10 protein-coding genes are annotated in these 19,164 nt (G+C 72.6%); 4 read left to right on the top strand and 6 right to left on the bottom strand.

Annotated elements, in window-relative coordinates; all coding sequences use genetic code 11:
- Positions 1 to 110: 110 nt before the first annotated feature.
- From WMF22_RS24230 to WMF22_RS24210, 5 genes are all read right to left on the bottom strand, one after another.
- On the bottom strand, positions 111 to 785 hold the full coding sequence (locus WMF22_RS24230) for a cysteine hydrolase family protein (RefSeq protein ID WP_437301444.1): 675 nt from the start codon (positions 783 to 785) through the stop codon (positions 111 to 113).
- On the bottom strand, positions 782 to 2,371 hold the full coding sequence (locus WMF22_RS24225) for an ABC transporter ATP-binding protein (protein WP_438037278.1): 1,590 nt from the start codon (positions 2,369 to 2,371) through the stop codon (positions 782 to 784). Before WMF22_RS24225 ends, WMF22_RS24230 begins: the two co-directional genes overlap by 4 nt.
- Positions 2,372 to 2,373: 2 nt before the next feature.
- Positions 2,374 to 3,069, bottom strand: a complete 696-nt coding sequence (gene biuH, locus WMF22_RS24220; RefSeq protein ID WP_437301443.1) for a biuret amidohydrolase — start codon at positions 3,067 to 3,069, stop codon at positions 2,374 to 2,376.
- A 136-nt stretch (positions 3,070 to 3,205) separates the two neighbouring features.
- Positions 3,206 to 4,135 carry an ABC transporter permease gene (locus WMF22_RS24215; protein ID WP_437301601.1) on the bottom strand — a complete coding sequence of 310 codons (930 nt, stop codon included), beginning with the start codon at positions 4,133 to 4,135 and terminating at the stop codon, positions 3,206 to 3,208.
- Positions 4,135 to 5,235: an ABC transporter permease gene (locus tag WMF22_RS24210; RefSeq protein WP_437301442.1), complete on the bottom strand. Its 1,101-nt coding sequence runs from the start codon at positions 5,233 to 5,235 to the stop codon at positions 4,135 to 4,137. Before WMF22_RS24210 ends, WMF22_RS24215 begins: the two co-directional genes overlap by 1 nt.
- Positions 5,236 to 5,545: 310 nt before the next feature.
- Between WMF22_RS24210 and WMF22_RS24205 the strand changes: the two genes are divergently transcribed.
- From WMF22_RS24205 to pbpC, 4 genes are all read left to right on the top strand, one after another.
- Complete coding sequence (locus WMF22_RS24205) at positions 5,546 to 6,529, top strand: hypothetical protein (RefSeq protein ID WP_438037173.1); 984 nt, start codon at positions 5,546 to 5,548, stop codon at positions 6,527 to 6,529.
- 311 nt (positions 6,530 to 6,840) lie between these two features.
- The gene (locus WMF22_RS24200) at positions 6,841 to 9,195 is read left to right on the top strand and encodes a GH116 family glycosyl hydrolase (RefSeq protein ID WP_438037172.1); all 2,355 of its coding nucleotides are present in this window, start codon (positions 6,841 to 6,843) and stop codon (positions 9,193 to 9,195) included.
- Between the two features lie 202 nt (positions 9,196 to 9,397).
- On the top strand, positions 9,398 to 15,166 hold the full coding sequence (locus WMF22_RS24195) for an MG2 domain-containing protein (protein WP_438037171.1): 5,769 nt from the start codon (positions 9,398 to 9,400) through the stop codon (positions 15,164 to 15,166).
- Between the two features lie 3 nt (positions 15,167 to 15,169).
- Complete coding sequence (gene pbpC / locus WMF22_RS24190) at positions 15,170 to 17,770, top strand: penicillin-binding protein 1C (protein WP_438037170.1); 2,601 nt, start codon at positions 15,170 to 15,172, stop codon at positions 17,768 to 17,770.
- Between the two features lie 118 nt (positions 17,771 to 17,888).
- Here pbpC and WMF22_RS24185 read toward each other — a convergent pair whose 3' ends face one another.
- Positions 17,889 to 19,163, bottom strand: a complete 1,275-nt coding sequence (locus WMF22_RS24185) for a DUF1501 domain-containing protein (RefSeq protein ID WP_437301437.1) — start codon at positions 19,161 to 19,163, stop codon at positions 17,889 to 17,891.
- Position 19,164 lies beyond the last annotated feature (1 nt).

Here is a 19,164-nt window from a genome sequence, read left to right as displayed (position 1 = left end):
AAGCGGTATCGAGCAGCCGCTCTGGGCGGTATGGAGCAGCTGCTCTGGAACGGGCATCAAGCAGCTGCTCTGGAAGGGGCATCGAGCAGCTGCTCTGGAACGGGCGTCGATCAGAGCGCTTCGAGGACGGCGCCGGCGGGGGCGGTCCAGCCGATGATCGCGCCCTGGGCACGGACCATCTCCAACGTTGCCGCCTTGAACTCGGGGAAATAGCTCTCGGTGGCGTCCTCGATCAACAGGCATTCGTAGCCGCGATCGTTCGCCTCGCGCATCGTGGTCTGGACGCAGACCTCGGTCGTCACGCCGGCGATGAGCAGGTGAGAGACGCCGAGCGCCGCAAGCCTGGCGTCGAGGCCCGTCCGGTAGAACGCGCCCTTCCCGGGCTTCGGTACGACGAGCTCCCCGGGCGCCGGCGCGAGCTCGGGCACGAAGTCGTTGCCAGGCTCGCCCAGCACCAGGATGCGCCCCATCGGCCCGACATCGCCGATCCGCATCCCAGGAGCGCCCCGGCTCCGCTTCGCAGGGGGGCAGTCCGAGAGATCCAGCCTGTGACCCTCCTTCGTGTGGATGATGGGCAGGCCGTTGTGGCGGAACGCGTCGAGGACGCGCCGGACCGTCGGCACGATGCGCTGGAGCCGCGCGACGTCGTTGCCGAGCGCCGCGCCGAAGCCGCCGGGCTCGAGGAAGTCGCGCTGCATGTCGATGACGAGCAGCGCCACGGCGTCCCGATCGGCGACGCGGAAGGGGTACGGCCTCGCCGCGATCTCGAGGGGCCGCGCCGTCATCGGTGCCCCGCCATCGCGCGGCCGATCTCCGCGACGTCGGCCGAGGCGATCGGCGACTCGTGGACGATGCGGCCCTCGCTCATCACGAGGACACGGTCGGCCATGGCGAAGATCTCGTCGAGATCCGCGCTCACGAGGAGGACGGCGGTCCCGCGGTTGCGCGCCTTCAGGATGCGGGAGCGGATCTCGGCCACGGCCGCGAAATCGAGCCCGAAGCAGGGGTTTGCGGCGACGAGGAGCTCGATGTCCTCGTCCATGCCGAGCTCGCGCGCGAGGACGGCGCGCTGCACGTTGCCGCCGGAGAGCTTGCCTATCGGGGCGTCGACCGAGGGCGCCTTGATGGCGTACTCCGCGGCGAGGCGCTCGGCCGACCGCCGGAGCGCCGCCCGGCTCACGCCCCAGCGGAGCCTCGTGAAGGGCGGCCTGTCGAAGACGCGGAACCCGATGTTCTCGGCGACCGACATCGCGGGGACGCAGGCGTTGCGCAGCGGCTCCTCGGGCAGGCACCGCACCCGGTGCTTCAGGATCTGCGCGCGCCCGGCGCCGTAGGGCTCGCCATGGACGAGCACGCTGCCACCCCGCGCGGCGCGCTGCCCGGCGAGGACCTCGACGAGCTCCTCCTGCCCGTTGCCGGAGACGCCGGCGATGCCGACGATCTCGCCGCGATGGACCGTGAGCGTCACGCCGTCGAGCGCCGGCCGCCCGCGATCGTCGCTCGCGGCGAGCCCCTCGACGCGCAGGATCGGCTCCCCGGCGGGCGCGTCGCCGCGCGCCGCGGAGACCTGCGCCGGCTGCGCGCCGACCATCATCTCGGCCATGGCCGCCGGCGTGAGGTCCTTGACCTTGCCCCGGCCGGCGACCCGGCCGCGCCGCAGCACCGTGATCTCGTCGGCGAACGCCGTCACCTCGCGGAACTTGTGCGAGATCATGAGCACGCTGATCCGCTGCTCGTCGGCCATGCACCGGAGCATCCCGAGCACCTCGTCGGCCTCCCCGGGCGTGAGGACCGACGTGGGCTCGTCGAGGATGACGATCCTGCTGCCGAGGTAGAGCTGCTTCAGGATCTCGAGCTTCTGCTTCTCGCCCGCGGCGAGCGCGCGGACGGTCCGCCCCGGATCGAGCCGGAAGGGCATGCGCCCCATGAACGCGCGGATCGCCTCGCGCTCCTTGCGCCAGTCGATCACGAGGGGGAGCGACGCGCGCGCGAGCACGAGGTTCTCGGCGACCGTCATGTTCATCACGAGGGTGAAGTGCTGGTAGACCATGCCGATCCCCAGCGCCTGCGCGTCGCGCGGGCTCCTGATCGACAGGGCCGTGTCGCCGACCCTCACCTCGCCGGCGTCGGCCTGGTGATAGCCCATGATGCACTTGACCAGCGTGCTCTTGCCGGCGCCGTTCTCGCCGAGGAGCGCGTGGAAGCTCCCGGGCGCGAGGCGCAGCGAGACGTCGTCGAGCGCGAGAAACGGCCCGAACCGCTTCGTGATCCCCGCGGCGGAGAGCGCCGGCGGCGGCGTGGGGGGGCCGGGCTCCCGGGCGGCCGCGCGGGGCGGCCTCGCCGTGGGGCTGGAGAAGACGCGCGGGTCCATGGTCACGGGAGCGCCTCCAGCAGCGCGGCGGAGGTCGAGACCGCGCCGAACACGCCGTTCTGCATCTTGATCATCTTCAGCGCGGCGGCGTGGTTGCCAGGATCCGTGGCCGCGCAGCAGTCGGAGAGCAGCAGGCACTCGTACCCGCGGTCGTTCGCCTCGCGCATGGTGGTGTGCACGCAGACGTCCGTCGTGATCCCCGTGAGGATCAGGTTCTCGATGCGGCGCTGGCGGAGGATGAGATCGAGATCCGTCGCGCAGAACGAGCCCTTGCCCGGCTTGTCGATGATCGGCTCGCCGGGCAGGGGCGCGAGCTCCGGGATGATCTCCCACCCAGGCTCTCCGCGGACGAGCACGCGCCCGCACGGCCCGGGATCGCCGATGCCCACGCCCGTGCCGCGCCCGCCGTCGGTCCGGCGGGAGCGCCACCGCTTGTTCGCCGGGAGATCGGAGAGATCCGGCCGGTGCCCCTCGCGCGTGTGCAGGACGTGATAGCCGCGGCGGCGCAGCTCCGCGAGCGCGCGCTGGATCGGGGCGATGCACGCCCGCGTCAGGGAGATGTCGTAGCCGAGCAGGTCGATGTACCCGCCCTTCCCGCAGAAGTCGGTCTGCATGTCGATGACGATCAGGGCCGTCGTCTCGGGGCGGAGCGCGCCGTTGTAAGGCCAGGCGTAGGGATCAGCGGCCACGTAGGGCATGGGTCGAGTCCTCCTGTCATTCAGCGTTTCGCTCGTCTCGTACGGTTCGCTCGTCTCGCGGGGCTCGCTCCTTTCGTTCGTTTCGTTCGTCTCGTTCGTCTCGTTCGTCTCGTCCGGCGCGCGCCGCCTCGCGCGATCAACGCGCGAGCGTGAGCTCGGCGGGCTGATCGCGCAGGGTCTGGGTCGCGGAGCTCGCGGCGACCATGATGGCCAGCGTCACGATGTACGGCGCGGCGTTGAAGAGGTGGTATCCCCAGGTGATCCCCACGGACTGGAGCGCCGGCCCGAGGGCGCTCGCGCCGCCGAAGAGCAGCGAAGCGAGGAGGCAGCGCACCGGGTTCCAGCGCGCGAAGATGACGAGGGCGACGGCCATGAGCCCCTGTCCGCTCGAGAGCCCCTCGTTCCAGCTGCCAGGGTAAAAGAGCGAGAGGAACGAGCCGCCGACGCCGGCGAGGAAGCCGCCGGCCATGGTCGCGCGCCGCCGGACCAGGTTCACGTCGACCCCCATCGCGCGGGCGCTGTCGGCGCTCTCGCCCACGGTGCGGAGCACGAGCCCGAAGCGGGTGCGGTTCAGCGCCCAGAGCAGGAGCGGGGCGAGCGCGGCCCCGATGAGGAAGAGCGCGTTCACCTGGAGCGCGGAGCGGACCTGGGGGACATCGCTGAAGAAGCCGAGCGATATCGCGGGCAGGCGGGGCGCCGTCGGCTGGATGAGCGGTTTGCCGAGGAAGAAGGCGAGGCCGACGCCGAAGAGCATGAGCGCGATGCCGACGGCGATGTCGTTGACGCGCGGCTTCGAGCACAGCCACGCGTGCAGCGCGCCGAGCGCGGCGCCGATGGCGCCGGCGGCGAGCACGCCGAGCCAGGCAGAGCCGGTGAGGTAGGAGACGCCATAACCTCCCATCGCGCCCATGACGAGCGTGCCCTCCAGGCCGAGGTTCACGCGGCCGCTCTTCTCGGTGAGGCACTCGCCGAGGCTCACGAAGAGGAATGGCGTGCTGATGCGGATGGCCCCGGCGGCGACCGCGAGGGGGATGCCCCAGAGACCGAGCGCAGCTGCGTCGTTCATCATGCCACCGAAGGCGCCGGAGCCGGCTGACGGACCTTGGGCTCGCGGGCAATGAGGGAGCGGCCGTAAAGCGTCTCGCTGGCGAGGATCGCGATGAACAGGATCCCCTGGAGCACGCTCACCGTCGCGTCGGGGAGCCGCGCGGTCCGCTGCAGCAGGCCGCCGCTCGCGCCGATGCCGCCGAGCAGGAGGGCGACCGGCATGATCGCGAGCGGGTTGTGGCGCGCGATGAACGCGACGAGGATGCCGGTGTAGCCATAGCCGCTGATCAGCGACGCGTTGGCCCGGCCGTGGACGGCCGCGACCTCCACCATGCCGGCGAGCCCGGCGCACGCTCCGGCGAGCGTGCAGGTGAGCACGACGAGGCGCTTGACCGGCAGTCCGGCGAGGAGCGCCGCGCGGACGTTGCCGCCGCTCATCGCCGCGCCGAAGCCGAACGTCGTCCGGTGCATCAGCACATAACAGAGCGCGCAGGCGAGCACCCCGTAGGCGAGGCCCCAGTGGACCTCGAGGCCGGGCAGGCTCCCGAGCGCGTTCTCGGCGCCGATGGAGGCGGTCGATGGCTTGTTGAGGCTCGCCGGGTCGCGCAGCGCGCCCTCGACGAGGTGGTTCAGGATCGCGATCCCGATGTAGTTGAGGAGGAGGCTGCTGATCGTCTCGCTCACGCCGCGGTAGACGCGCAGCGCGCCGGCGAGGCCGATCCAGAGCGCCCCGGCGGCGAGCCCGGAGACGAGCATCGCGGCGAGCACGGCGGCGGGCGGCGCGCCCCACGCCCGCGCGGCCAGGGCCGCCGACGCGGCCGAGAGCCCGCCCATGGCGAGCGCGCCCTCGCCGCCGATGACGATCAGGCCGAGGCGCGCCGGCAGCGCCGTGCAGAGCGCGGTCAGCATGAGCGGCGCGGCCCGAAGGAGGGTGTTCTGGAGCGAGAACCACGTGCCGAAGGCGCCGCGGATCATGTCGTGATAGACGCTCAAGGGGTTCACCCCCTGGGCGGCCACGAACGCGCCGAACACGAGGAGCGAGGCCGCGAGGGCCCCGAGGGGGATGGCGATCGCTTCGGTCGTCTCACGCCCGAGCAGCCCGTGCGAGATGACTTTCACGCTGCCGAGGATAAGGCCTCCATTATTTCCACACGTTTTCGGGGAGCTTGCTTGTCGTGACAGGACGGACAGGGCGGGCGCCTCGCGCCCGGACGACCCGCTCCGGCCGGCGAGCGACGCGCCGTTGTCATGACGTGCGACACCCCGGGGGCCCACCGGGTCGAGCGACGCCGTGGTGTGGTGGCCGCGCTGCGATGTGGCGATAACGCCGCGATGTGGTGGCCGCGGCGACCGCGAACGGTTCGCACAGCGCGGCGGTCTCCGCCTTGCACTCGCCGTCCGCAAACCCCTGACTGGAGGTAACGCTGTCATGCGGTTCGAACGATCGATCGTGTTCCTGCTCGGCGCTGGCGTCCTCATGGCGTCCCGCCCCGCGGTGTCGGCGGAGCTGACCTGCTCGTCGAGCGCGACCCTGGAGGCGCTCGTGACGTGCATTCGCGATCAGATGCCCGGCAGGGACTCAGGCGTCTTCGTCACCCCGAGCTCGACGCAGCTGACCGCGTGGCGGAGCGTCGTTCGCACCATGATGGGCGGCAGCTGCAAGCTCGTGCTTCCGTCCGGTCTGTCGTCGTCTACGCAGATCCGGCTGCTCCGCGACGTCAACAATGGACGAAGATACTGTGTGCTCATGGAGGTCGGCGATCGGAACAGCGACGGAACCGTCGATCTCGGGCTGGGCACGTTCATCGTGGACGCGGCCGCGGAGCGAGAGCTCGCTCATTCGGCGCCGCATGCGACAGCGGACCTGGAGACGGAGATCCAGGCCGTCAGCATCTTCAAGGCGACGAGATCCCGCAGCTTCCTGATGGCCGGCGCTCACCGCGATGCGAGCTTCACCGACAGCGTCTGCCAGAGCTCGACCATGGTCTCGGACGTGGCCCACAACGTGACGAACGCGTTTCACGCGACCTATCTGGAGCTCGCGGCCATTTATGGATCGAGGCCCTGGTGGGCCATTCAGTGGCATGGCATGGCGAGAGACACCTGCGCGGAGGACGTGTTCGCCTCGCACGGCATGGATGTCGCCCCCGCCTCGGGTGACAAGATACTGGAGCTCAAGCGCAACTTGCTGGCCAGCAGGCCCACCTGGCGTGTCGGCGTCCCCGGCAGCAGCGATTGCTCGCTGAACGCGACGACCAACGTTCAAGGGAGGCTCCTCAACTTCGTCTCGGCGAGCCAGGTCTGTGGTCGCTCCGCCACGAGCTACAGCGGACGCTTCGTGCACATCGAGCAAGATCCGGCCTTTCGCCTCGCGGACACCTGGATCAGCGCGGTCAAGGCCACCTGGCCATGAGCGCCGCTCCTCGGCCGCGAGCTCCGGAACGAGCCTGGCGATGAAAATGAGGACCGTACTGTTATTGCGCGCGCGCCCGATTTATCGAATAAGCCCCGGTATTTCGCGTCGCGTTAAGGTGCCCCGGGTGAGCAGCGACGCGCGAAATGAAGTTCCCGGGAAACGACGGAATCTTCCAGCGATAACGAAGTGAATGCATTGCCATTGGTACGGTGACGTGTGCGCACGATCCGCATATGCTCGCCGTCATGACATCGCCCCTTACCCCACTACGCTCACTGGGTATCGTCGCTGCCGGTGCCGTCCTCGTCGTGGTGACAGCCGCCTCGTGCGGTGGAGGAGGCTCGAGCTCGTCCTCGTCGGACGGCGGATCGGGGCCTGGCGGCGCCGGTGCCGGAGCAGGAACAGGAACAGGCGTCGGCGCCGGAACGAGCCAGGGCCCTGCGAGCAGCTCGTCGTCAGGGGCGGGCACCGGCGGCGCTCCACCCGCGGTCGGCTCCGGCGGCAGCGAAGGCGGCGGGCCGCCGGCGCACGTGCCGGGCGAGCCGATCTCCATCCCGGCTCAGGCGTGGAGCAGGGGTATCACGGACGGCGTCTACGAGGACGGCGCGCCCATCGGCGGCTTCGGGGCCGGGACGATCACCTGGCGGTTCGACGGCAGGTTCTACAAGGGGCGCCTCGATATCGGGAGCAACGACCAGAACGTCGACAACAACGCGGGCTTCTTCATGTACCAGAAGGCCGAAGGGGGCGACGCGCAGACGAAGCGCCTCGACAAGGACGGCCTGGGCCAGGGGCAGGCGACGTACTCCTCGCTCTTTCCGCGCTCGTGGGTCGATTACCACGGCGCGGCATTCCCCTGCAAAGCGAAGGTCGAACAATACAGCCCCATCATCCCGGGCGACTACAAGAAATCCAGCTATCCGGTCGGCGTCTATCGGTGGGAGATCACGAATCCGACCGGAGCGCCTTGCGACGTCGCCGTGATGCTGACCTGGAAGAACGATCACGGCGGCAATGGCGCCATGGTGCAGACCTCCGGGGACGACGTCGGCCTGGTCCTCACCCGAGGCGGAGGGGCGCCGAGCTCCGAGGGACAGGGGGAGTTCACGCTCGCCAGCCGGAACGCGCCGGGCGTGGTCGTCTCGTACCAGTCGGCCGACAGCGTCGCCGCCCTGCAGAGCGAGCTCGCCAACGACGGCGCGCTCGCCAACACGACGGGCGGGCACTCGCTCGGGGCGATCGCGTTCAAGGCCACGGTGGAGCCGGGGAAGAGCGTCATTGTGCCGATCGTGCTCGCGTGGGATATCCCGGTCACGCAGGCGGGCTCGGGGGACAGGTGGTACCGCGCGTACACGCGCCACTTCGGGCGGACGGGGAACGCCTCGTGGACGATCGCGGCGGAGGCGCTCGCCGAGCACGAGCCGTGGCTCTGGGCGATCCAGGACTGGCAGGCGAGCGTGCTCGACGATCCGAAGTACCCGGAGTGGCTCAAGGGCGCTCTGTTCAACGAGCTCTATTACTACGCCATCGCGGGCACGTACTGGGAGGCCGGCGCGGCGTCCGGCCAGCCGGACGACCCGGACGAGGACATGTTCACCAGCCTGGAGTCGTACATCTACCCGTTCTACGGGACGTCGGACGTGCGCTTTTACGGCTCATGGGCCCTGTTCTCGCTCTGGCCGGACATCGACAAGCAGGAGATACGGCAGTTCTGCGACAGCGTGACGACCACCCGCTCCGACAGGCCGCGCGCGCTCGGGACGACCGCGCACGATTTCGGAGACACCGATAGCGTTTTCCGCAAGTGGAACGCGTACACGTACCGCGATTCGACCAACTGGAAGGACCTCAACTCCAAGCTGGCTCTGATGGTCTATCGCGACTGGGCGCTCACCGGGAAGACCGATACGGAGTTCCTCAGCTACTGCTGGCCCGCCGTGAAGATGGCGATGCAGAAGGTGAAGAGCCAGGACGGCGACGGGGACGGGCTGCCGGAGAGCAACGGCATCGACCAGACGTACGACGACATGGATCTGCACGGCAACACCGCGTATTGCGGGGGCCTCTTCCTCGCCGCCACCGAGGCCGCGAAGGAGATGGCGACCGCGATGGGGGACGCCGCGCTCGCGAGCACCTACCAGACCTGGTTCGACCAGTCCAAGGGCGGCTTCGAGTCGAAGCTCTGGACGGGATCGTATTACAAGATCGACACGGGGAGCCGGGACACGAGCCGGATCATGTCGGACCAGCTCGCCGGCCAGTGGTACGCGCGCGCCCTCGGGCTGCCGCCGATCGTCGACCCGAGCCACGCGGTGTCGGCGTTCACGAAGATCTACGAGAACAACTTCAAGCGGTTCGACGGCGGGACCCGCGGCGTCGTCAACGTCATGACCGCCAATGGCTCGGTCGACGGGACGAGCAACCAGACGCGCGAGTGCTGGGTGGGCACGTCCTGGGGCGTGGTGGCCGGCATGATCCAGGAGGGCCTCGCCGCGCAGGCCGGCGAGATCGGCGCGAGCCTGGTCGACACGATCTGGAAGACCGACGGCCTGTGGTTCCGCACGCCGGAGGCATGGGAGGGCAACGGCAGCATCCGCGCGCCCTACTACATGCGGGCCACCACGCTGTGGGCGGCGAAGCACGCATACGATATCGCGCCGTAGACCCGCGATATCGCCCTCGCGAACACGGCGTTGCCCCCCGACTCGCCGCCGCCCACAGAGCGGCGGCGGGCGCGGCCAGACCCCGGGCGCCGGCGCGTCACCGGCGCTCGTCGGGTGTGTCTCGCCTGCCACATCACCCGCCCGGATTCCGCCGCGGACTCGCCTCTTGCGCCCGCGGCATCCCCATTGCTGAGTCGCGGCCATGTCCGTCGCTCCGCGCCTCCGATCTGCGCCCGCCGTTCTCGCGGTCCTCGCCCTCAGCCTGGCGTGCGTTCAGGGCGCGCGCGCCCCCAACGTCCCGCCTCGAGGGACGCTCGCGCCCGGCGCGCTCGACACGGGCGGAAAGGCCGCGGCAGGGCCGTTCGCGGTGGTGTTCGGCGCGCCCCGCGGGCAGACCACGAGCCCCGCCGAGATCAGCCTCGTCTTCAACCGGCCGATGCGATCGCTCGATCTCGCGGGCAGCGAGGCCGCGGCGCCCGCGGTCCTGAAGCCGTCCGCGCCTGGACGCTGGCGCTGGGTCGGCACGAGCGGCCTCACGTTCGTCCCCGAGGGCCGGCTGCCGCGCGGCACGGAGTTCACCGTCGAGGTCCCCGCGGGCACCCGCGCGCTCGACGGCAGCGCGCTCGCCGAGCCGTACTCCTTCACCTTCCGCACCGAGCTGCCCGCGGTCGCGCGCGTCGAGCCCTGGTCGGGCAAGGACGACCTCAAGCCGGAGGCGCGGTTCGAGCTGCGGTTCAACCAGCCGGTCGACACCGCCGAGATCGCGCGGCGCGCGTCCCTCACGGTGGGCGATCGAAAAGACAAGGTGGCGTTCGAGGTGCGGCGCCCCGACGCGAAGAACGAGATGCTCGCCGAGCTCGTCCCCCGCGCGCCGCTGCCGCGCGACAGCGAGATCGAGCTCGCCGTGGCCGAGGGCCTCCGCGGCCGCGAAGGGCCGCTGCCGGCCGGCGAGGCGCAGCGGTTCACGTACCGCACCTACGGGCCGCTCCGGGCGCTGCGCCCCCAGTGCGATCGCGACACGCCAGGGGGGCGCTGCGCGGCCGACGGCGGGTTCACGCTCGCCTTCTCGAACCCCGTCAAGCTCGCGGACGCGAAGCGGGCGATCTCGGTGGAGCCCGCCGTCAAGCTGCTGTGGCCGTCGTGGATCGAGGACGACGAGCCCACGAGCCACATCCCCCTCGGCGGCGCCTTCGCCCCGGGCCGCAGCTACCGGGTGCGCGTGGCCGCCGGGCTGCGCGACGTGCACGGGCAGGCGCTCGCCGGCGTCGTCACCGAGGAGATCGCCTTCGACGATCGCTGGCCCGAGGCGCAGATCGGCCTCGTCGGCAGCGTGTTCGAGCCGGCCCAGCGGCGCGAGATCCCGGTCGTGTCCGTGAACGTGCGCGAGCTCTCGCTCGCGGTCGGCGCGATGACCGAGGAGATGATCCTCGCGCTCCAGGGCGATCCGCACAGCCCGGGGCGCAGCCCGAAGATGGGCGAGATCGCGGCGCTGCCCTCCGGCAAGAAGACGGTCCTGCGCCCGGCCGCCGCGACCAACACGCCGGCGACGCACCTCGTGCGCGCCGCCGAGGTGCTGGGCGGCGAGGGCAAGCGCGGGCCGCTCGCGATCGGGATCAGCTACACCTCCCGGCCCGGGACGCGGCACGCGCGCACCACGTCCGAGGCGGTGATCGCGCAGGTGACCGACCTCGGGATCAGCGCGAAGGTCTCGCCGAGCGGCTCGCTCGTCTGGGTGACGCGCCTGTCGACGGGCGCGCCGGTGCCCGGGGCGCGCGTGTGGATCCGGGCCCCTGGCGCGCCCGCGCCCGCCGCGGTGTCCACCGACGCCCAGGGGTTCGCGATGGTCCCCGCGACGGCGCACGGTCAGGAGGCCGCGACGACGCTCGGGCGCAGCGTTGTCTTCGCGCGCGCGGGCGACGACTGGACGTACCGGAGCGTCGCCGACTCGCTCAACGGGTGGCGCTTCGGCGCGGCGTCGGACTTCAGCGAGCCGCGCCCGTTCGGGATGATGTTCTCCGATCGCGGCATCTACCGGCCGGGCGACACGGTGCGGGTGAAGGGGATCTTCCGCGAGGAGGGCGCGCGCGGGGCGAAGACGCCGGCCGGCAAGGGCGTCGCGCTCAAGGTCGAGGGGCCGGACGGCGAGGCGCTCGTCTCGCTGTCCCCGACGCTCGGCGCCTTCGGCACGTTCTCGGCCGACGTGAAGATCCCCGAGAGCGCGCGGCTCGGCACGTACAGCCTCGCCGCCACGGTCCAGGGCGGCGAGGCGGGGTGGCCGGACGTGATGGGCAGCGTCGAGGTCGCCGAGTACCGCCCCGCCGAGTTCAAGGTCGGCGTCGAGAGCGACAGGCCGAGCTACGTCCGCGGCGACAAGGCGCGCTGGACCGCGCGCGGCGATTACCTGTTCGGGGCGCCGATGACGAACGCGGAGGCATCGCTCTCCGTGACGCGCGCGCCGGCGTGGTTCTCGCCGCCGGGGATCGAGGGGTTCACGGTCCGCGAGGACGAGCTCACCGACGCGCTGCGGGACCAGGCGCCGCGCGGGTTCGAGGTGCAGAGCGCGCGCGAGAAGCTCGACGCGGCCGGGCAGGCGGCGATCGGCGCGGCGCTCTCGATGCCCGGGCAGCGCGGCACCGAGCTCGTCACGTGCGAGGCGTCGGTCACCGACGTGTCGCGGCAGACGATCGCCGGGAGCTCGACGGCGCTCGTGCACCCGGCCGAGTTCTACGTCGCCCTCAAGGAGCCCGAGCTCTTCGCGAAGGCGGGCGACGTGCTGCGGCCGGAGATCCTCGCGGTCGATCCGAAGGGGGCGCGCGTCGCGCAGGTCGCGGTCCGGGTCGAGCTCGTGCACCGGACGTGGACGCTCGCGCGGGAGGAGAGCGGCAGCGCGTACCGCAGCGTGAGCGCGCCGGTCGACAAGGTCGTCGCGCGGTGCGGCGTCACGACGGCGGCGGCGGCGCGGAGCTGCGAGCTCACGGTCCCGTCGGGCGGATACTACCTCCTGCACGCGACGGCCAAAGACCGCCGCGGCAACCCCGTCGGCGCCGCCGCCGGCGTCTACGCGCTCGGCGAGGGCGGCGGGGGCTTCGGCGACAGCGACGAGCTCAAGGTCGACCTCGTTCCCGACCGCGGCAGCTACGAGATCGGCCAGACGGCGCGCATCATCGTGAAGTCGCCGTTCGCCTCCGCCGACGCGCTGGTCACGGTCGAGCGCGCCGGGATCTCCACGCACCGGAAGGTGACGCTGTCGGGCGCCATGCCCGTGATCGACGTCCCGATCACGGAGGACCTCCGGCCGAACGCCTTCGTCTCGGTGCTGCTCCTGCGCGGGCGGACGAAGCCGCAGCCCGCGCCGGGGAAGGGCGGGGCGCCTGGGCCCGACGTCGGGGCGCCGGCGTTCCGCCTCGGCTACGCGCCCCTCCGCGTGAACCCGGAGGCGCAGCGGCTCGCTGTGCGCGTCCGCGCCGACAAGGCGGACGCGCGCCCCGGCGATCCGATCCGCGTGGACGTCGACGTCCGCGACCGCGCCGGCCAGCCCGCCCGCGCGGAGGTCACGCTCTACGCCGTGGACGAGGGCGTGCTGTCGCTGACGGGGTACACGACGCCGGATCCGATCCCCGTGTTCGGCGCGCCGCGCCCCTTGAAGGTGGCGACGATCGAGACGCGCGAGGCGCTCGCCCGCGTGCGCAACCCGTTCGCCGACCTCGGCGCCGACAAGGGGCGCGCGGGCGGCGGCGGCGCCGAGGGCGGCACGGGCGTGCGCCGCGATTTTCGCCAGAGCGCCTACTACAACCCCGCGCTCGTGACCGACGCCTCCGGGCAGGTGCACGCGAGCTTCAAGCTGCCGGACTCGCTCACGACGTACCGGGTCATGGCGGTCGTGGCCGCCGAGGACGATCGCTTCGGCTACGGCGAGTCCCGGGTGACGACGAGCCGCCCGCTCATGGCCCGGCCCGCGCTGCCCCGCTTCCTCCGCGCCGGCGACGCGATCGACGCGGGGGTGGTCGTGACCTCGAAGGGGCTCGCGAAGGCGGCGACGGTCGAGGTGGAGGTCACCGCGTCGGGGCTGACGCTCGCGGGCAGCGCCAAGCGCGCGGTGGAGCTCGCGCCGGGCGGGTCGGCCGAGGTCCGCTTCGCGCTCTCGGCGCCGCGGGCCGGCCCCGCGACGCTGCGCTTCCGCGCGACCGGCGGCGGCGCGTCGGACGTGGTCGAGGTGAACCGCGAGATCAAGGCGCCCATGGCGCCGGAGGCCGTCGCGCTCTACGGCGACACCACCACGGCGAGCGCGGAGCGGCTCGGGGACCTGTCGGCGATCCGCGACGACACGGGCGGGCTCACGGTGAGCCTCGCGCCGACCGCGCTCGTGGGCCTCGGCGGCGGCGTGGAGCAGCTCCTCGAGTACCCGTACGGCTGCACCGAGCAGCTGACGAGCCGGATGGTCCCGCTCCTGTCGCTGCGCGACCTCGCGAAGGCCTACGGGATCGCGCTGCCGAAGGACCTCACGGCCGTCATCGGCAAGACGGTCCGGGAGATCCTCTCGCACCAGCGCGGGGACGGGGGCTTCGGCTTCTTCGCCGAGTCGGACCGCGCGGACCTGTGGACCACGGCGTACGCGCTGTGGGGCCTCACCGAGGCCAGGCGCTACGGGGTCGCGGTGCCGCCCGACGCGGTGGAGCGCGCGACGTCGTACCTGCGCCAGGAGCTCAACCGGATCGGCGCCGACCCGCTCCTCCGGGCGACGGCGCCGTTCCTCGTCGACGTCCTCGCGGCGAGCGGCGCCCCCGACCCCGGGCGCGTCAGCCAGCTGTTCGACGAGCGCGACAAGCTGCCGCTCTTCTCGAAGGCGCTCCTCGCGCACGCGATGGTGATCGGCAAGAGCGACAGGGCGTCCGTGGATCAGCTCGTCCGCGAGCTCGAGGGCGCGCTGCGCCTCGACGGTCCGGTCGCGCGGGCCGTCCACAACCACGGCGACGCCTACGCGGTCCTCATGGACTCCGAGGCCCGCACCTCGGCGCTCGTGCTCCGCGCGCTGCTCGCGGCGCGGCCGGCGCACCCGCTCGCGCCGCGGCTCGCGGCGGGGCTGCTCGCGGATCGCCGCGGCGGCACGTGGCGCAGCACGCAGGAGACGGCCTGGGCGCTGCTCGCGCTCGATCAGTACCGGAAGGCGCAGGAGAAGACGGCGCCGGACTTCGACGCGCGGGTGTTCCTGGGGCAGGCGGAGCTGTTCTCCGCGCCGTTCCACGGCCCCACGACGGAGCAGGTCAAGACGTCGATCCCCGCGGCGAGGCTCGCGAGCGCCGGGGGCGCGCCGCTCGCGTTCTCGGTCGACGGGCGCGGCCGCCTGTTCTACGAGGCGCGGCTCCGCTACGCGCGCAAGCAGCTCCCGACGGAGGCGCTCGACCGCGGCTTCTTCATCGAGAAGTCGCTCCGCGCGATCGCGCCCGAGGACCTCGCCGCCGTGGTCGGCGGCGCGTCCACGTCGAGCGAGCGCGCGGCTCCTCCGTCGGTCGCGTTCGCCGGCGGCGATCTCGTGCTCGGCGAGATCGTCGTGGTGACGCCCTCTCCGCGCGACTTCGTGGTCATCGACGATCCGCTGCCGGCGGGCCTCGAGGCGGTCGACGCGCGGCTCGCGACGTCCGCGCGCTCGCTCGACGTCGACGCGGCCGAGGCCCAGGCCGAGGCGGACGACGCCGACGCCGATCAGGACGACCTCCGCGCGACCGGCCGCGTCTACGAGCCGAGCCGCTTCGTCCGCGAGATCCGCGACGATCGCGTCCTCTTCTTCGTCGATCACATGGCCGCCGGGATGTACCGGTACCGGTACCTCGCGCGCGCCACGACGCTCGGCTCGTTCGTGGTCCCGCCCGCGCGCGCGGAGGAGATGTACAGCCCCGAGGTCTTCGGCCGGACGGGCGCCGTCACGGTCCAGGTCGGGAGCCGAGGGCCGGACGCGGCGCCGCGTCCGCGCTGAGCCGTGCGCGCGCCCTCCCCGGAAGCCGGCCGCGCAGGGCGGTCGCTTGCGCGCCTCGGCCCGCGCGCGCGGCGGATCCTCCGCCGCGCGGCGCAGATAGCGCTCGCCCTCGCCGTCGCGCCGTGGCTCCTGCTCGCCGTCCTCGCGGCGCTCACGCCCCTTCCGCCGGAGCTCGCGGCGCCCGAGGACCACGCCGTGTCCACGGTCGTGCTCGACCGCCACGGCACGGTGCTCCGCGAGCTCCGCGCCGGCGACGGCGCGCGCGCGCGCTGGCTTCCGCTCTCCGAGGCCGGCGACCGCATCCAGCGCGCGCTCCTGGCCGCGGAGGACAAGCGGTTCGCGCGCCACCCCGGCGTCGATCCGATCGCGATCGCGCGCGCCGTCGGCCAGCTCGCGGCGGAGCGGCGCGTCGTCTCGGGCGGGTCCACGATCACGCAGCAGCTCGCGCGCACGCTCGTCCCGCGCCCCCGCACCGCGCGCGGCAAGCTCGGCGAGGCGGCGCTCGCGCTGCGCATCGAGGCGTCGCTCTCGAAGCGCGAGATCCTCGAGCAGTACCTGAACCGCGTCGCGTTCGGCCCGGGCCTGCGCGGGGTCGAGGCGGCGAGCCGCTTCTACTTCGACAAGCCCACGCGCGACCTGTCGCTCGCCGAGGCCGCCGCGCTCGCCAGCATGCCGCGCGGCCCGGCGCTCTACGATCCGCGCCGCGGCACCGGGCCGCTCGAGCGCCGCAGGAACCGCGTCCTCGATCGCATGCTCGCCGCCGGCCTCGCCGGCGAGGCCGAGGTGGCCCGCGCGCGCGCGGAGCCCATCGCGCTCGCCCCCAAGGGGGGCGGCCTCGGCGCGCCGCACCTCGTCCGCGCCGTGCTCGGCGGCGCGCTGGGTCCGGGCGCGGGCCTCCCCGCCGAGGGCCCCGGCGCCGCGCCGCGGATCGTAGAGCGCCGGGCGACCTCGATCACGCTGACGATCGACCGTGGCCTCCAGCGCGAGATCGAGGTCCTCGCGCAGCAGACCGTCCGCGGCCTCTCCGATCGCGACGTCGGCGCGGCGGCGGTGGTGGTGATCGAGAACGCGACCGGCGAGATCCTCGCGTACGTCGGCTCGCACGACATCGACGACGCCGCCGGGCTCGGCCACAACGACGGCGTCCTCGCGCTGCGCCAGCCCGGCTCTGCGCTGAAGCCGTTCGTCTACGAGCTCGCCATGGAGCAGCTCGGGTTCACCGCCGCGACAGTCCTTCCCGACGTCGAGCTCTCGTTCCCGACGGCGGACGGCAACTACGCGCCGCGGAACTACGACGGCCGCTTCCACGGCCCCGTCCGCCTGCGGGACGCGCTCGCCAACTCGTACAACGTCCCTGCGGTCTGGGCGGCGGCCGCGCTCGGCCCCGAGCGCGTCCTCGCGCGGCTCCGGGAGCTCGGCCTCCGGTCGCTCGATCGCGAGCCGTCGCGCTACGGCGTCGCCATCGCGCTCGGCGACGGCGAGGTCCGCCTCGTCGACCTCGCGAACGCTTACGCCACGCTCGCGCGGGGAGGCGTTTACCTGCCGGTGCGCGCGGTGCGCTCGTTCGCCCCCGCGTCGCCTCCGTCGCCCTCGTCGCCAGCGGCTTCTCCCGCGTCGTCCGCGCGCAGCGGGAGCGACGCGCCCGCCGAGCCGCCCGCGGCGCCCCCCGAGCGCGGCGCGCGCGTCCTCGACGCGGCGCGCGCCCGGGTGATCGTCGACATCCTCGCCGATGACCGGGCGCGGCTCGCGTCGTTCGGCGAGGGCAACGCGCTCGATCTCCCGTTCCCCGTGGCCGCGAAGACGGGCACGTCCAAGGGCTTCCGCGACAACATCGCTGTCGGCTTCACGCCCGACGTCACCGTCGCCGTCTGGGTCGGCAACTTCGATGGCTCGCCCATGGGCGGCGTCAGCGGCATCACCGGCGCGGGCCCGCTGTTCCGCGACGCCATGCTCGCCGCCGCGCGCGTCCGGCCGCCGCGCCCCTTCGATCCGCCCGATCCCGAGCAGCTCGCCGAGGTCGAGGTCTGCGCCCTGTCCGGCATGCGGCCGACCGCCGCGTGCTCGCACCGCCGCCGCGAGCTCCTCCCGCGCGGCGACGCCGCGGCGCTCTCGCCCTGCGACATGCACGAGGCCGTGCGCATCGATCGCCGCAACGGCCTGCGCGCCGGGGCCTGCCCCGACGCGGCGGTCGAGGAGCGCGTCTTCGAGCGCTACGACGCCGAGCTCACGGCGTGGGCGCGCGCCGCCGGCCGTCCCCTCGCGCCCGATGCGGCGTCGCCCCTCTGCGGCGCGCTCGCCGGGCTCGACGGCGCGCCCGGCGCTCCTCCAGCCGGCGCCGGCGCCGGCGCGCGCGTCCGCGTCGCGTACCCGCCCGACGGCGCCCGGTTCGTCCTCGACCCCTCGATCAACTCGCTGCAGGCGATCCGGCTGCGCGCCGACGTCCCTCCGGGCGTGCCCCGCGTGCGCTTCGTGCTCGACGGGCGCCCCATCGAGGTCGGCCCGCCGTTCGCGCTCGACTGGCCGCTCGTCGCCGGCGCGCACCGGCTCCGCGTCGATGCGGACGGAGCGGCCGCCAGCGAGGAGATCGCGTTCTCGGTGGAGTGAGCGGCGGGCGAGGCGACATCCCGTCTCCTCGCCCGCCGGCGCCGATGAAGGCACCCGCGTTGCAATCTGTGGAATCGATGATGTCGATGACGGGGCGGCGCGCCGCCCGCCGGCCACGTCACCCGAAGATGGGCAGGTCTTCTTCCTCGGAGAGCGGGAATCGCCCCACGAGCGGATCGTCCGCGATCCCGGCCAGCTTGCGCAGCGCCTTGTGGATGTGCCCCGGCTTGAGCCGGACGCCGCCCTCCTTGGGCGCGAGCGTGACCGGATCGACGTCGAGCGGGTTGTGCCGGTCGTCCGTCGCGCCGATCACCCGGTTCCCCGCGATGCCTGCGCCGGCCAGGATCATGCTGGTGATGTTCCAGTGGTCCTTGCCGTTGCCCTCGTTGTAGCCCGGAGTCCGCCCGAAGTCCGAGCCCACGACGAGGACGATCCGGTCCGCGATGCCCTGCTCCTCCGCGGCGGTCAGGATGAAGTCGATCCCGTCGCAGATCTGGTCGAGCCGCGGGATGTGGTTGTCGTCGTGGTTCCCGTGCGTGTCGAACCCGCCCACCGACAGGTTGGCGCTCACGCAGATGCCGGCGCGGTAGGCCGCGAGCGCGACCTGCGCTTGCCGCCGCAGCGAGGCGCTCTCGAACTCCGCGGGCAGGTACTGGATGAGCTGCTTGAGCTCGTTCTGCCCGACGCGCGAGGTGAAGAGCGTGCTCATCGCCTGCTTGACGTGGGGCAGCCGCTGCTGCTCGAGCTTCGCCGCGTGCCGCGCCTGCCGCGCCTCCAGGATCCGCGTCATCGTGGCTTCGGTGTGGTACTGCTCGCGGTTCTCTTCGTTCCCCGGATCGATCCTGTTCGGATAGGCGAGCCGCTGCAGGAGGCCGGTGTCGGGTATGCGGGTGACGGCCACGACGTTCGCCGTCGTGTCGTAGCCGCCGTTGCTGATGAACCCCATCGGCAGCGCGCCGCCGTGGACGCCGGCCACGAGCGCCGCGAAGGCGGGTTTGCCCTCGCGGAGCGTGCCGCACCACGTGTTGCGGACGCCGGCGTCGTGGCTGTTCGTCCCGGTGTCGATGCCGTTGATGACGAGCAGCTTGCTGTAGTGCTTCTTGAAGAACGCGTCGTTGCCGCCGACCGGCGCGTACCTGAGATTGCCGGCGGTCCCGATCGCGTCGCGCAGGTAGCTGCGGTTCATCGCTTCCCGCGTCTTCTGCTCGTCTTCGTCCGTCGCGCCCTTGGGATCGCAGAGGCTCGTCGGGTCCCAGCCGCCGCTCGCGTGGATGTGGACCCAGAGCGGGCCCTCGTAGGGGCCGGCCGCGGCGGCGTCCCTCGACAGCACGCCCCCTGCGACGACGCCGAGGCCCGCCATAGATGCCAGTTTGAGGAAATCTCGACGTTCCATG

Origin of the sequence: Sorangium sp. So ce204 (genome assembly GCF_051526795.1) — a bacterium.
GTDB lineage: Bacteria > Myxococcota_A > Polyangia > Polyangiales > Polyangiaceae > Sorangium > Sorangium cellulosum_B.
This window is presented reverse-complemented; position numbering and strand designations above follow the sequence as displayed.